The sequence below is a fragment of the Kitasatospora sp. NPDC088861 genome (assembly GCF_044750105.1).
GTDB lineage: Bacteria > Actinomycetota > Actinomycetes > Streptomycetales > Streptomycetaceae > Kitasatospora.
In genome coordinates this window covers 103,147-117,596 of record NZ_JBIVJF010000009.1, presented here as the reverse complement: position 1 = coordinate 117,596, position 14,450 = coordinate 103,147, and the positions used below count along the sequence as shown (strand labels likewise).

The 14,450-nt window shown below is 75.0% G+C and carries 7 protein-coding genes; all 7 read right to left on the bottom strand.

Annotation, left to right across the window (positions count from 1 at the left end; translation table 11 throughout):
• Window positions 1-43: 43 nt before the first annotated feature.
• The gene (locus ACIP37_RS18090; RefSeq protein ID WP_363586027.1) at window positions 44-1,039 is read right to left on the bottom strand and encodes a TauD/TfdA family dioxygenase; all 996 of its coding nucleotides are present in this window, start codon (window positions 1,037-1,039) and stop codon (window positions 44-46) included.
• Between the two features lie 8 nt (window positions 1,040-1,047).
• A complete protein-coding gene (locus tag ACIP37_RS18085) occupies window positions 1,048-1,260 on the bottom strand; it encodes an MbtH family protein (protein ID WP_063350320.1) in 213 nt (70 codons plus the stop codon).
• A 119-nt stretch (window positions 1,261-1,379) separates the two neighbouring features.
• Window positions 1,380-2,564, bottom strand: a complete 1,185-nt coding sequence (locus ACIP37_RS18080) for a cytochrome P450 (RefSeq protein WP_363586026.1) — start codon at window positions 2,562-2,564, stop codon at window positions 1,380-1,382.
• A gap of 2 nt (window positions 2,565-2,566) precedes the next feature.
• Entirely contained in the window at window positions 2,567-3,364 is a 798-nt protein-coding gene (locus tag ACIP37_RS18075; protein ID WP_363586025.1) for a thioesterase domain-containing protein, read from the bottom strand.
• Complete coding sequence (locus tag ACIP37_RS18070) at window positions 3,361-5,118, bottom strand: non-ribosomal peptide synthetase (RefSeq protein ID WP_400807752.1); 1,758 nt, start codon at window positions 5,116-5,118, stop codon at window positions 3,361-3,363. The genes ACIP37_RS18075 and ACIP37_RS18070 overlap by 4 nt, the downstream gene beginning before the upstream one ends.
• A 9-nt stretch (window positions 5,119-5,127) precedes the next feature.
• Window positions 5,128-9,609 (bottom strand): amino acid adenylation domain-containing protein, encoded by a 4,482-nt coding sequence (locus ACIP37_RS18065; protein WP_400807750.1) that lies wholly within the window; start codon window positions 9,607-9,609, stop codon window positions 5,128-5,130.
• A gap of 32 nt (window positions 9,610-9,641) precedes the next feature.
• Window positions 9,642-14,375 (bottom strand): amino acid adenylation domain-containing protein, encoded by a 4,734-nt coding sequence (locus ACIP37_RS18060; RefSeq protein ID WP_400807748.1) that lies wholly within the window; start codon window positions 14,373-14,375, stop codon window positions 9,642-9,644.
• Between the last annotated feature and the right edge of the window lie 75 nt (window positions 14,376-14,450).

The window sequence follows — 14,450 nt, the reverse complement described above, 5'->3', positions numbered from 1 at the left end:
TGCTTCCTCTACTCACGTCACGGCACGGGGTGGTCTGGGACGGTCAGGCGACGGCCAGGGTGGGCCGGACGCTGGGCCGGCAGTCCAGGACGTCGAGGGGCTGCCCCATCGCGACGGCGATCCTGCGGTCGCCGCGGTACGGGTCCCGGCCGTGCGCGCACAGCACGTTGTCGACCAGCATCACGTCGCCGACCTGCCAGCGCTCGCGCACGGTCGCGGCGTGGTACGCCTCGTTGAGGGCGTCGACGTCGGCGCGCTCCAGGGGTTCGCCGTCCCCGAAGCCGGTGTTGAACGGGAAGCCGTCCGGGCCGAACTCGTCGGTCATCGCCTCGCGGATGTCCGGGTCGAGCGACCACTCGCTCCAGAAGGCGAGGTGGTTGAACCAGACCTCCTCGCCGGTCGCCGGGTGGTGGATGGTGCCGGGGCGCAGCTGGCCGGTGCGCAGGTTGCCGTCCGGCAGCCACTCCCAGGTGATGCCGTTCTCCCGGCAGTAGGCCTCGACCTCGGCCCGGTCCTCGGTGGCGAAGGCGGTGCGCCAGCCCAGGGAGACGTAGTCCGAGTAGTTGCGGGTGAGCGTCCAGCCGGACGTCCGCATCCGCTCGACCAGGTGCGCGGGCAGGTGGTCGAGCACCTGGCGGCAGTCGGCGGTCGGGGTGGCGCCGCCCTCCTCGGGGGCGGTCAGGCAGGCGAAGAGCAGCCGGCCCGGGAAGGTGAGGGTGTAGCTGTTCTCGTTGTGCATCCGGATCGGCTGGGGCGACGGCAGGTCGGTGGAGGAGAAGACGCCGTTGCCGTAGTCGCTGCGCGGGGTGGCCTTCTCCCGGTAGGGGGTGCGCTCGGGGATGAGGACGTCGCGCACGGCGGCGACGTCCTCGGTGCTCGCGACCGGCAGGCCGCGCAGGAAGATCGTGCCGTGCCGGTGCAGGGCTTCGGTGAGCTCGGCCTCGTTCTCGCGCAGCCATGCGCGGGCCTCGCCGATGTCGGCGGTGCGCGGGGCGTGCGCGAGGGCCGGACGGCCGGGGTTCAGTTCCCAGGTCAGCATGGTCGCGCTCACTGCCGGGCGAGGGAGGCGGTCAGGCTGGCGGGCCGGATGTCGGTCCAGTTGGCCTCGATGTGGTCGAGGCAGCCCTGGCGGGTGTCCTCGCCGTGGACGGTGGTCCAGCCGGCCGGCACGTCGATCCAGACCGGCCACAGCGAGTGCTGGTTCTCGTCGTTGACCAGCACCAGGTAGCCGGCGTTGTCGTCCTCGAACGGGTTGCTCATGGTGTCCTCCTTGGGTTGCTTCGAAGGTAGGGGCGGGCCGGGGGGCGCAACGGCAGGAGTCGCGGCAGGAACGCGGCAGTTCGGCTCGGGCGCCCGTCGGCGGTCCGCGGCGGCCCGGTTCAGCGCGGGGTGAGGCGCACCGGGAAGTGGTCCAGGCCGAAGTTGATGATCGAGCGGTTGTGGACGACCGGCCCGGTCGGTTCGATCACGGCGACGCGCTCCAGCATCGCCGCGAACAGGGCGCCGAGTTCGGCCTTGGCCAGCGGCGCGCCGATGCAGTAGTGGGCGCCGAGGCCGAGGGCGAGGTGCTTGTTGGGGGCGCGGTCGAGCAGGATCTCCTCGGGCCGGTCGAAGGCCTCCGGGTCCCGGTTGGCGGACCACACCCAGACCGCGACCCGGTCGCCGCGCCGGATGGTGCGGCCGTCGAGCTCGGTGTCCCGGCTCGCGGTGCGCAGGGTGTGCAGCCCGACGGACGTCCAGCGCAGGAGTTCGTCCAGCGCCGAGTCCATGCCGACCTCACCCCGCTGCAACTGCCGCCACAGTTCCGGGTGCTGGACGAGGGTGTGCAGGCCCATGGCCGCGGTGTGACGGACGGTCTGGACGCCGCCGACCACGATGTTGTCCAGGTTGAGGACGACGTCCTCGATCGGCAGCAGCTTGCCGCCGACCCGGTAGGTGGCCATCTTGCTGATCAGGTCGTCGCGCGGGTCGGTGCGGCGCAGCATCACCTGGTGCAACAGGTAGGGGATGAGCTGCTGGTGGCCGGCCCGGCGCTCCTCGGGGGTGCGGCCGAGGAAGGCGACGTCACAGACCCGCTCGACCATCTCGCGGTCCTTCTCGGGGACGTCCAGGAGGTCGCACATGACGGACAGCGGCAGGGCGGAGACGGCGTCGACGAGGTCGACCTCGCCCAGCTCGACCGCCCGGTCGACGATCGAGGCGGCGAGTTCGGTGATTCCGCGGGACGCTCCGCGCACCGGGCCGGGGGCGAAGAACGGGTTGGCGGGCGCGCGGAGTTCGCGGTGCCGGGGCGGGTCGGTGAGGGCCATCATCCGGCCGGAGCCGACCGGGACGTTGCCCTCGCCGGCGCCGAGCAGCGAGCCCTGCTCGGAGCTGTAGAGCGTGGCGTTGCGCAGCACCTCCGCGGAGTGCCGGTAGGAGAGCACCGACCAGATCGGCCCGTCGTCGACGGTGTCGGTGCGGTGGACGGAGGCCTCCCGGCGCAGTTCCGCGACCAGGGCGGGGGTGTCGGGGCGGGCCCACAGGCCCGGGTCGGTGAGGTCGACCGCGGTGGTGGTCAGCATGGCTACTCCGTCGTGGACTGGTCGGCGGCGGCGCCGGCCCGGTGGCCCGGGCCCGGTCGCTCGATGAGGGAGGTCAGCAGGTCGACCGGGCCGGGCCCGTCGACGGTGGCGAGCAGGTGGCCGCCGGGGACGATGTGGTGGCCGCTGGCACCACGGGTGTGGACGGCCCAGCCCTGGAGTCCGGCGGAGCCGAGCATCGGGTCGTCGGCGCCGGCGACGGTGTGCAGGTCGGAGCCGATCGGCGGGTGCGGGCGGGGGCGGTAGGTGGCGACCACGGCCAGGTCGGTACGGATACCCTGAAGCGCGTGCTCCTTCAACTCCGAGTCGCCCTCGATGAGTTCACCCATGCCGGCCAGGCGAAGCAGGTCGTCTGCGGTGTGCTGCGGGCGGTCCCGGCCGGCCCAGGTGGCAGGCGGCGAGGCGGAGGCGGCGACCACCAGTTCGGGCCGCCGCTCGGCGGGCAGCGCCCGGGCGACCTCGTAGCCGAGCAGGGCGCCGAAGCTCTGCCCGTAGAAGCCGAACCGGCCCGTCAGGTGCGGGGTGAGGGCGTCCACGACGGCGTCGACCAGCAGGTCGAAGCTCGCGGGCATCGGGTGGCCGAGGCGACCGCCGCGGGCGGGCGGGCGCACCGCCCAGACCTCGGCGGTCGGGGCGAGGGCGCGGGCGAGCGGGGTGTAGGCGGTGGCGTCGCCCCCGGCGTGCGGGAAGCAGAACAGCCGGAACGGGCGGTGCGGTTGGGGCGCGGGGACGAGCAGCCAGTCCCCCTCGACGCGGGGGCGCACCCGCGTGGCGGTGGTCATGCGCCGCTGACCCGGGCGCGGGCGGTCAGGGCGGGCCGGGGGGCGGCGGTGCCGGCCTCGACGGCCTTCCCGACGGTGGCGGTGAAGGCGGCCAGGTCGGCCGAGTCCAGCAGGTGGCGCAGCTGGAGCTCGATGCCCAGCCGGCGGCGCAGCAGGTGGACGACGCGCAGCGCGGCGAGCGAGTGGCCGCCGAGCGAGAAGAAGTCGTCGGTGGGCGTGACGCCGGTCAGGCCGAGCACGGTGCGCCAGACCTCGGCGACCTGCTCCGCCAGCCCGCCGGGGCCCTCGGCGGGCGCCTCCTCGGCCGCGGGGGCGGGCTGCGCCGCGGGGGCGGGCAGGGCCGCGTGGTCGACCTTGCCGTTCGGGGTGAGCGGCATGGCGTCCAGCACTGTGATCGCCGAGGGCACCAGGTGCGCGGGCAGGGTGGCCCGCAGGCGCTCGGTCAGTTCGGCGGCGGTGGCGGCGCCGGTGACGTAGCCGACGAGCCGGCGGTCGCCGGGGGCGGGCTCGTGGACGGTGACGGCGGCGGCCTGGACGCCGTCCAGCCGGGCCAGCGCGTGCTCGACCTCGCCGAGCTCGATCCGGTAGCCGCGCAGCTTGACCTGGCGGTCGACCCGGCCGACGTACTCCAGCCGGCCGCCCTCGCCGCGCCGGGCCTGGTCGCCGGTGCGGTACATCCTCTCGCCGGGGGCGGTCGGGTCGGCGACGAAGCGTCCGGCGGTCAGCCCGGGGCGGCCCGGGTAGCCGTGGGCGAGCCCGGGCCCGGCGAGGTACAGCTCGCCGACGACGCCGGCGGCGACCGGGGCGAGCTTCTCGTCCAGCAGGTGGAGGCGCACGCCGGGCAGCGGCTCGCCCAGGTGCGGACCGGGGCCGCTGATCGGCGCGGTGACGGCGTCGACGGTGCACTCGGTGGGCCCGTACAGGTTGAGCGCGTCGATGCCGCCGTCGGCGAGCTCCCGCCAGGTGTGCTCGGGGACGGGCTCGCCGCCCATGAACAGCCGCGGCACCCGGGCGCCGGTGAGCGGCTCGCGCAGCAGCTCCCAGTGCGAGGGGGTCAGGTCGAGGTCGGTGACGGCGTGCTCGGCCAGCAGGGCGGCCACCCGGGCCGGGTCGGCGCGGTGCTCGTCGCCGATGACCAGGACGGTGTCGCCGCGGCAGATCCGGGCCCACTGCTGGACGGAGGCGTCGAAGGAGACGCTGGCGTTCCAGCCGACCACCCCGGGCTCGGCGCGGTAGGCGCCGGCGGCCTCCAGTGCCTCCACCAGGGCGGCGACGGCGCCGCGCGGCACCTCGACGCCCTTGGGGAGCCCGGTGGAGCCGGAGGTGTAGATGACGTAGGCGGGGTCGAGCGGGTCGGCCGCCTCCGGCAGATCAGGCCCGTCGGCGGCGGCGTCCGGGCGCAGGACCGGCACGCCCTGGGCCGCCGGGAGGCCGTCCGTACTGATCAGGGCCGCGAGCCGCGCGTCGGCGGCCATGAAGGCCAGCCGCTCGGCGGGGTAGGCCGGGTCGAGCGGGACGTAGGCGGCGCCGGCCCGCCAGACGGCGAGCAGGGCGACCGGCAGGTCGGCGGTGCGGGCGAGGTGGACGCCGACCCGGTCGCCGCGGCCGACGCCGTGGGCGCGCAGGGCGCGGGCCAGCGCGGCGGTGCGCAGGTCGAGTTCGGCGAAGTCCAGGCGGGCCGCTCCGGCGAGGACGGCGGTGCGCTCGGGGTGGGCGGCGACGGCATCGCGCAGGCGGTGCAGGAGGTCGGTCATGACGGTTCCTCAGGACTCTCGGACGGAGGCGGCCATGGCGTGCAGGGCTGCCGTGTAGGTGTCGATGAACTGCTCGGCGGTGGTGTCGGTGACCAGGGAGCGCTGGTGGTCCACGGCGAGCAGCACGCGCTGCGAAACCGGGTCCTGGATCAGCGAGGCGCCGAACGCGAAGCTGTTGGGCTCGTGGCGCAGGGTCGGCTCGCAGCCGATCCGGCCGTCCACGATGCGGGCGGAGCTGAGCCGGCCCAGGGCGTGGAAGCGCAGGTAGCCGAACTGGCTGTCCAGCGCGGTGTCGGTCATCAGCCGGGCGAGCCGGGCGAAGGGCACCCGGCGGTGCGGCATCATGTCCAGTTCCTCCCGGTGCACCTCGCGCACCAGGGCGAGCAGGTCGTCGGTGGGCTCGCAGCTCAGCGGGACGGTGTTGAGGAACAGCCCGTACACCTCGGTGCCGCCGAGCCGTTCCAGCCGGCCGTTCACGGCGAGGCCGGTGGTGACGCGCCGTCGCCCGGTGACGGCGGCGAGGGCGTGCAGGTGGGCCGCGAGCGCGACCGACTTGAGGGGCACGGCCAGGGCGTCGGCGACCTGCCGCAGCTGCTCGGGCGCCTCGGGCAGCACCCGCTCGACGGTGCGCGGCGCCTCGTGCACGTCCTCGCTGCCGGGGAAGGACTGGCCGCTGACGCCGGACAGCCGGTCGCGCCAGTACGCGAGCGAGCGCTCGTCCCCGGCGGCCTGCCGTTCGACGGCCACGAAGTCGCGGAAGGCGGTGCGCGGCGACGGGGTGGGGGCGCCGAGCGGGTCGGCGGCCAGGGCCGTGTGGCGCTCCAGGATCTCGGTGAACAGCGAGGTGAAGCTCCAGCCGTCGAGGATGGCGTGGTGCTCGGAGATGGTGAGCTGGAAGGCGTCCTCGGCCAGGCGCTGCACGGTGATCCGGAACAGCGGCGGGGCGGTGAGGTCGAAGGGCGTCCACCGGTGGGTGTCGAACACCTCGCGGACCGCCGTGTCCTGGTCGGGCTCGCCGCGCAGGTCGGTGAACTCGACGGGCGCGGGCAGCCGCCCGTACACGAGCTGGAGCGGTTCGCCGTAGCCGGACAGGTCGAGGCCGGTGCGCAGCACCGCGTGGCGCTCCATGGCCTCGGCGACCGAGCGGCGGAAGGCCTGTTCGTCGAGGTCGCCCGAGATCCGGTAGGAGTTGACGTTGTGGTAGCTGTCGGTGCCGCCGGCGATCTCCATGTGGAAGACCATGGAGAGCTGCATGGAGACCATCGGGTAGGCGTCGGCCAGGCCGGGCGGCAGGTCGTCGCGGTCCTCCGGGGTGATCAGGGAGAAGGGCTCGTGGTCGGCCGGGCCTTCGGCGACGGGCTCGGCCAGCGGCAGCAGGGCGGCGACCGTGGGGGCGTTGAAGACGTCCCGCAGGCTCACCCCCCAGCCGCGCTCGTGCAGCGCGCCGGCGAGCTGGACGGCCCGGATGGAGTCGCCGCCGAGGTGGAAGAAGTCGTCGTGGACGCCGATGCCGTCCACCCCGAGGACCTCCGTCCAGACGGCGGCGAAGGCCTCCTCCTCCGGGGTGCGCGGCTCGACGTGGCGGCCTCCGGTGGCCGTGCTGCGCTGGCCGGGGGCGGGCAGCGCGGCGCGGTCCACCTTGCCGTTGACGGTGAGCGGCAGCGACTCCAGGACGGTGAAGCTGGCCGGGACCATGTACGGGGGCAGCGAGCGGCCGAGGAAGGCGCGGACGTCGGCGGGCTCGCGCCCGGTGACGTACGCGGCGAGCCGGTCGTCGTGCACGGTGACGACGCAGGCGTCGACGTCCGGGTGGGCGGCGAGCGCGTTCTCGATCTCGCCGAGCTCGATCCGGAAGCCGCGCAGCTTGACCTGGAAGTCGGCGCGTCCGATGTACTCCAGGCCGCCGCCGGGCAGGCGCCGGGCGACGTCGCCGGTGCGGTAGAGCCGCGCCCCGGGCGGGCCGTAGGGGTCGGCGACGAAACGGCCCGCGGTGAGGCCGGGGCGGCCCCAGTAGCCGTGGGCGAGGCTGCCGCCGCCGATGTACAGCTCGCCGGCCGCGCCGGGTGGCACCGGACGCAGCCAGTCGTCCAGGACCTGGGCGGTGAGGTGCGGCATGGGCGCGCCGATCAGGCTGCGCTCGAAGCCGGCGCTGCCGGCCAGGTCGTGGGTGGTGACGTGGACGGTGGTCTCGGTGATGCCGTACAGGTTGCAGAGCCGGGCCGGGGGCGGCGGGTCGAGTTCGAACCAGCGCTGGACGACGCCCGGGTCCAGCGCCTCCCCGCCGAGCATGATCCACTTCAGCGCGGACAGGTCGCGCGGGCCGCGCCGCAGCACGGGCTCCAGCTGGCGCAGCGCCGAGGGGGTGAGGCAGAGGAAGGAGACCCGTTCCTGCTCCAGCAGTTCGGCGAACTCCTCCGGCGAGCGGCTGGTGACGTAGGGGACGACGACCAGGCGGGCACCGTGCAGCAGGGCGCCCCACATCTCCCAGACCGTCCAGTCGAAGGCGTAGCTGTGGAAGAGCGTCCAGGTCTCCTCCGGGCCGAAGCCGAAGTGCTCCGCGCCGTCCGCCATGAGCCGGCTGACGTGCTCGTGGGCGACGGCGACGCCCTTGGGGCGGCCGGTGGAGCCGGAGGTGAAGATGATGTAGGCGACGTCGCCGGGGCGCCCGGCGGCCGGCGGGCGGTGATCCGGCCGGGCGGCCAGGTCGGCCGCCTCGGCGGTCAGGTCGTAGGCCTGCCAGGGGCCTTCGGGGGCCCGGTCCGGGCGGTCGGTGACGACGAGGGTGACGTCGGCGTCGGCGAAGACGAGCGCGGCGCGGTCGGCGGGGGCGGCGAGGTCGACGGGCACGTACGCGGCGCCGGTCTTGAGCACGCCGAGGACGGTGACCAGGACGTCGGCCGTGCGGTCCAGCAGCATGCCGACGCGGTCGCCGGGGCCGGCCCCGCGGGCGCGCAGGGCGTGGGCCAGGCGGTTGGCCCGGCGGTCGAGTTCGGCGTAGCTCAGGGTGTGGCCGGAGTCGCTGACGGCGGGCCGGTCGGGGTGGGCGTCGGCGGCCTGCTCGAACAGCCGGTGCAGGCAGTGGCCGGGGGTGTCGGTGGCCCGGACGGCCTCGGCCCCGGCGGTGCGGCCGGTCAGCCGCAGCACGGTGGCGTCGGGGTCGTCCAGGGCCGCGGTGAGCAGGGCGCCGAAGTCGGCGGCCAGCCGGCGCACCGTCCCGGTGTCGAACAGCTCGCTGCGGTACTCGGCCTCGCCGCGCAGTTCGCCGCCGGGGTCGCCGGGGTCGCCGCCCGTCCCGCTGCCGGTCCCGCTGCTGTCGAAGACGGACCAGGTGAGGTCGAACTTGCTGGTGCCGTTGGAACGCACCCGGCTCTCGGCGGTGGCCCGGCCGAGCACGAGCGGGGTGCGGTCCTCGCCGTGGGCGCCGAACACCACCTGGACCAGCGGCGGGTGCTGCGCGGTGCGGGCGGTGCCGAGCTGGTCGACCAGCTGGTCGAAGGGCACGTCGAGGTAGCCGTAGGCCTCGAAGGCGACGTCCTGGACGTGCTCCAGCAGGGCGCGGAAGCTCAGCCCGGGCGCGAGCCGCAGGCGCAGCGGCAGCAGGTTGACGAAGTAGCCGAGCAGGTGCTCCAGTTCGGGCCGGTTGCGGGTGGTGACGGGGGTGCCGATCACCAGGTCGTCGGCGCCGGTCCAGCGGTTCAGCAGCAGGGCGAAGGCGGCCAGTTGGACGGTGAAGGGGGTGACGCCCTCCGCCTCGGCCAGGGCGCGCACCTTCGCCGCCGTGCCGGGGGCCAGCCCGAACTCCTCGGTCCGTCCCGCCGCGCCCCGCTCGGCGGGACGGGGCCGGTCGGTGGGCAGCTCCAGCAGGGCGGGTGCGCCGTGCAGCTGCTCCTTCCAGTAGGTCAGGTGCTCCTCGAAGGAGGTGTCGAGCTCCTCCACCGCGTAGTCGGCGTACTGCACGGTCAGTTCCGGCAGGTCGGCGGCCCGGCCCTGCACCGCGGCGCCGTACAGGTCGGCGAGTTCGCGCTCGAAGACCTCGGCGGACCAGCCGTCCCAGACGATGTGGTGGACGGTGAACAGCAGCGTGGTGCGCTCGTCCGCCAGGTGGAAGGCCTCGGCGCGCAGCAGCGGCCCGGCGGCCAGGTCGAAGGGTTCGGCGCAGCGGGCGGTGAGCAGTTCCTCCAGGCGTCCGGCCTGCTCGGGGCCGCCCTGCGGGCGCAGGTCGGTCACCGCGAGCGGTACGGCGAGGGTGTGGTGGACGTGCTGGCGCGGGCCGTCGGGGTGCAGCGCGAAGGTGGTGCGCAGCACCTCGTGCCGGGCCACCAGGGCGTCCAGCGCGCGCTGGAGCAGCGGGAGGTCGAGCGGGCCGGTGACGTCGACCGTCCAGGGCGTGCAGTAGGTGACCTGCCGCGGATCGAGGCGGTCGAGGAACCAGAGGCCGCGTTGCAGCCCCGAGGCGGGCGCGGTGCGCGCCGGGTGGTCGGACGGGCTCACGGCCTCGTTCCCTTCGTGTGCGGTGCGGCCCGTCATCGGGCGGCCAGCCGTTCGGCGATGGCGCTCACGGTCCTGGCCCGGAACACCAGTTGCGGGGGGACGCGGGTGCCGGTCTCCCGGGACAGCCGCATCGCGACCCGGACGGCGGCCAGCGAGTTGCCGCCGATCCGGAAGAAGTTGTCCTCCCGGCCGACCTCGGTGAGGTCGAGGACCTCGCACATGGCCTCGGCGACCAGCCGTTCGGCTTCGGTCAGCGGGTCGCGGGCGGCGGCCCGGCGCCCGGCGGGGGCGGGCAGTGCCTTCCGGTCGACCTTGCCGTTGTGGTTGAGCGGCAGGGCGTCCAGGACGTCCAGGGTGGCGGGCACCATGTGCTCGGGCAGCAGGCCGGCCAGGTGGTCGAGGAGCACCTCCGGGTCCGGCGCGTCCGCCCCGACGGTGACGTAGGCGGCCAGGCGGTGGTCGCCCGGGGCGGGTTCGTGGACGGTGACGGCGGCCTCCTGGACGGCGGGGTGCCGGGTGAGCGCGTCCTCGATCTCGCCGGGCTCGACCCGGAACCCGCGGATCTTGACCTGGTCGTCGATCCGGCCGGTGACCTCCAGCAGGCCCCCGGCGTTGACGTAGCCGAGGTCTCCGGTGCGGTAGAGGCGCTCGCCGGGGGCACCGAACGGGGAGGCGACGAAGCGTTCGGCGGTGAGGCCGGGCCGACCGAGGTAGCCGTAGGCGAGACCGCCGCCGGAGGCGTACAACTCGCCGATCACGCCGGGCTCGACGGGGCGCAGCTGCTCGTCCAGGACGAGGACGCCCTTGCCGTTCAGCGCGACGCCGATCGGGACGGAGCTGCCGGTGACGTCCTCCGGGCCGACCTGGTGGCAGGTGGTCAGGCCGAGGCTCTCGACCGGGCCGTAGCCGTTGGCGACCACCAGGCCCGGGTGGTTCTCCAGGGCCTTGGCCACGTGGGTGACGGAGGCCCGCTCGCCGGCCGTGATGGCCAGTTTGAGGCCGTCGTAGGTCTCCGGGAGCTCCTCCAGCAGGAAGTTGAACAGGCTGGCGGAGAGCTGGAGTTCGGTGACGCCGTGGCGGCGGGTCAGCTCGGCGATGGTCTGCGGGTCCGGGCGCTGGCCGGGCTGCAGGACGCAGGCGCCGCCGAAGCAGAGCGCGCCGTAGAGCTCCAGCGCGAAGGCGTCCCAGGAGACCGGCGAGCACTGCAGCCAGACCTCGTCCGGGCCGAAGCGGGCGTAGTCCTGGCCGAGGTAGGTGGTGGTGAGCGCGCGGTGCGGGACGGCCGCGCCCTTGGGGCGGCCGGTGGAGCCGGAGGTGAACATCACGCAGGCGAGATCGGCGCCGTCGACCGGCACGCCGAGGTCGTGCGCCGCGTACCGGGCCAGCTCGGCGGCCGCGGCGTCCAGGTCCACCTGGCGCCGGACGGCGAACGGCACGGTGGCGTGGCGGTGGGTGATCACCGTGGCGGCGCCGGTGTCGGCGACCGCGCCGGCCAGCCGCTCGGCCGGGAAGTCCGGGTCGAGCAGGGTGTAGGCGGCGCCGGTCTTGAGTGCGGCCAGCAGCGCGGTGACCATCTCCGGCCCGCGCTCGGCGAGTACGGCGACGGTGTCGCCGCGGCCGATGCCGAGGCCCACCAGGTGGCGGGCCAGCCGGTTCGCGGCGGCGTTCAACTCGCCGTACGGGACGGTCCGTTCACCGGAGATCAGGGCGGTGGCCTGCGGGGCCCGGGCGGCCTGCGCCTCGAACAGGGCGTGCCCCGGCACCTCCAGGGCGGCGGCCAGGGTGCCCAGCCACTGCTCGCACAGGCCGGCCATGGTGGAGGCCTCGAAGAGGTCGCTGTCGTACTCGAAGCGGCCGGTGAAGCCGGTGCCGCGGTCGTCCACCGAGACGGACAGGTCGAAGCGGGAGACGGGGTTGGAGTGCAGTTCGCGGGTGACCTCGCACCCGCCGACGGTCAGCGGGCGGGTGTCCAGCGGGTGCAGCTCCAGCAGCACCTGGCACAGCGGGTTGCGGTCCTCGGGGCGTTCCTCCAGCACCGCGTTCGCGATGTCGTCGAAGGGCACCTCCTGGTGCCGGTAGCCACCGATCGACACCTCGCGCACGTGCCGGACCAGCTCGCGGAAGGAGGCGCCCTCCTCGACCTTCAGGCGCAGCGGCAGCAGGTTGACGAAGTAGCCGATCAGGCCGTCGAGTTCGGCCCGGCCACGGACGTTCACCGGCGAGCCGAGCACCAGGTCGCGCTGCCCGGAGCGGCGGTGCAGGGTGAGCGCCAGCCCGGCGAGCAGCACCATGAACGGGGTGGCGTCCTCGCTGCGGGCGAGCGCCCGCACGGCCCCGGCCACCGGATCCGGCATCGCGAAGCGGTGGAACGCGCCGCGGAAGGCCTGCTCCTCGGGGCGGGGGTGGTCCGGCGCCAGCGCGTCGACGTCCGGAACGTCGGCCAACTGCTCGCGCCAGTAATCGAGTTGCCGCTCGGCGGTGTCGTCCTGGTACTGCCAGGCCGCGTAGTCGCCGTACTGGACGGCGAGTTCCGGCAGCTCAGCCGGGCGCCCCTCGGCCGCCGCGGCGTACAGCTCCTGGAGCTCGGCCTCCAGCACCGGCAGCGAGCCCTCGTCCCAGACGATGTGGTGGAGGAGCAGCAGCAGCGTGGTCGCCCCGGCGGCCCGGAAGACCCGCGCCCGCACCAGCGGCCCGACCGCTAGGTCGAAGGGCTCCAGCGCGGCCTCGGCCACCAGGTCGTCCACCTGGTCGGCGGTGGTCTCGGTGAGCGTGAACGGCAGCTCCACGGCCGGGTGGACGACCTGGCGCGGACCGTCCTCGGCGAGCTCGAAGGTCGTCCGCAGGCTCTCGTGCCGCGCCACCACCCCGGCCAGCGCCTGCCGCAGCAGCTCGGGGTCGACCGGCCCGGCGAACCGGAACACCCAGGGCACCACGTAGGTCGGCGCGTCCGGGTTCCACTGGTCGAGGAACCAGAGGCCGCGCTGGAACTTGGACAGCGGGGCCTCGGCGGCGCCCGAGCGGACCAGCGCCGGGCGCTCACCGCCGGAGGCGGCGGTCACCGCGGCGGCGAACTCCGCCAGCGTCGGCGCGTCGAAGATGGTGTACGGGGACACCATGCCGAAGACGTCGAAGACCCGGCCCACCACCCGCACGGCCGTCAGCGAATCGCCGCCCAGGTGGAAGAAGTTGTCGTCCGCCCCGACCTCGGGCACCCCGAGCACGTCCGCCCAGACCGCCGCGATCAGCTGCTCGGCGGGCGTGCGCGGCGGGCGGCCGGCGGGCTGGCCCTCGGGCGCGGCCTGCGGCTCGGGCAGGGCCTGGCGGTCCACCTTGCCGCCGCCGGTCAGCGGGAAGGCGTCCATCGCCGTGAGCGTCGCCGGGATCATGTGCTCGGGCAGCCGCTCGGCCAGCCAGTCCCGCGCCTCGGCGTACCGCGGCGCGGCGCCGGTCAGGTACCCGGCCAGTCGGCCCTCGCGCGCCACCACCACGCAGCCGGTGACGCCCGGGTACCCGGCCAGCACCTGCTCGATCTCGCCCGGCTCGACCCGGAAGCCGCGGACCTTCACCTGGTGGTCGCTGCGGCCGAGGAACTCCAGCGGGCCGTCCTCGGTCGTGCGGCGCACCACGTCGCCGGTGCGGTACATCCGCGCGCCGGGAGTACCGCTCGGCGCTGCGGCGGGGTCCGCGAGCGGGGCCGCGGGCGAGGCCACGAACGGGTCCGCGACGAAGCGGTCGGCGGTCAGGCCCGGGCGGCCGAGGTAGCCGGAGGCCAGCAGCGGCCCGCCGACGTACAGTTCGCCGGCCGTGCCGGGCGGCACCGGGCGCAGCCGCTCGTCGAGCACGTAGAGCCGCCGCCCGCCGAGCGCGGTCCCGATCGGCACGCCCGCCTCGGGCTGCTCGCCCGCGAGCCGGTGGGTGGTGGCGGTGACCACCGTCTCGGTCGGTCCGTACGCGTTCAGCAGCGGCACCCCGGTCGCGGCCCACCAGGCGGCGGCGGTGGCGGGCTCCAGCTTGTCGCTGCCCGAGATCATCAGCCGAAGGGTGCGCGGCACCCTGCCGCCCAGGGCCGCCACCACGTCCTGGAAGTAGCCGGCGGCCAGGTTGGCGACGGTGACGCCCTCGGCGTCCAGCAGGTCCAGCAGTTCGGCCGGGGAGAGGAGTCGGTGCTCCGGGAGGACCAGGCAGGCCCCGGCGGACAGCGCGCCGAGGACCTGCTCCACGGCCACGTCCACCGTCGGACGGGCGAACTGCAGCACCACGTCCCGCTCGGTCAGGCCGAAGGTCCGGACGGCGGCGGCCAGGTGGCCGGTCAGCGCGGCGAGCGGGACGTGCACGCCCTTCGGACGGCCGGTGGTGCCGGAGGTGTAGATGACGTAGCCGGCACCGCCATCGCCGGCACCGGCAACGGCGCCCGCGCCGTCGCTGAGCCCGGTGAACTCGGTGAGCTCCTCGCCGCCGAGGGCCAGGGAGGCCCCGGCGTCCTCGGTGATCCAGCGGTTGCGCTCCTCCGGGGCCTCCCGGTCCAGCGGCAGGTAGGTGGCCCCGGCCCGCAGGACCGCCAGCAGCGCGACCACGTGGTCCAGCCGGTCGCGGCCGGTGACGGCGACCGTCCCCCCGGGGGCGAGCCGGGCGGCGAGCGCGGCGGTCAGGCCGTCCAGCTCCCGGTAGCTGACGGTCCGGCCGCCGGTGCGGACGGCCGGCCGCTCCGGAAAGCGGCGGACGGCGGAGGCGAACGGCTCGAAAGCGGGCGGCTCGAAAGCGGACACCGTGATTTCAGGCGCCGTGATTTCGGGCGCAGCATTCTCAGTAGGGAAACCGCGAGAGGACATCATCCAGCCCCA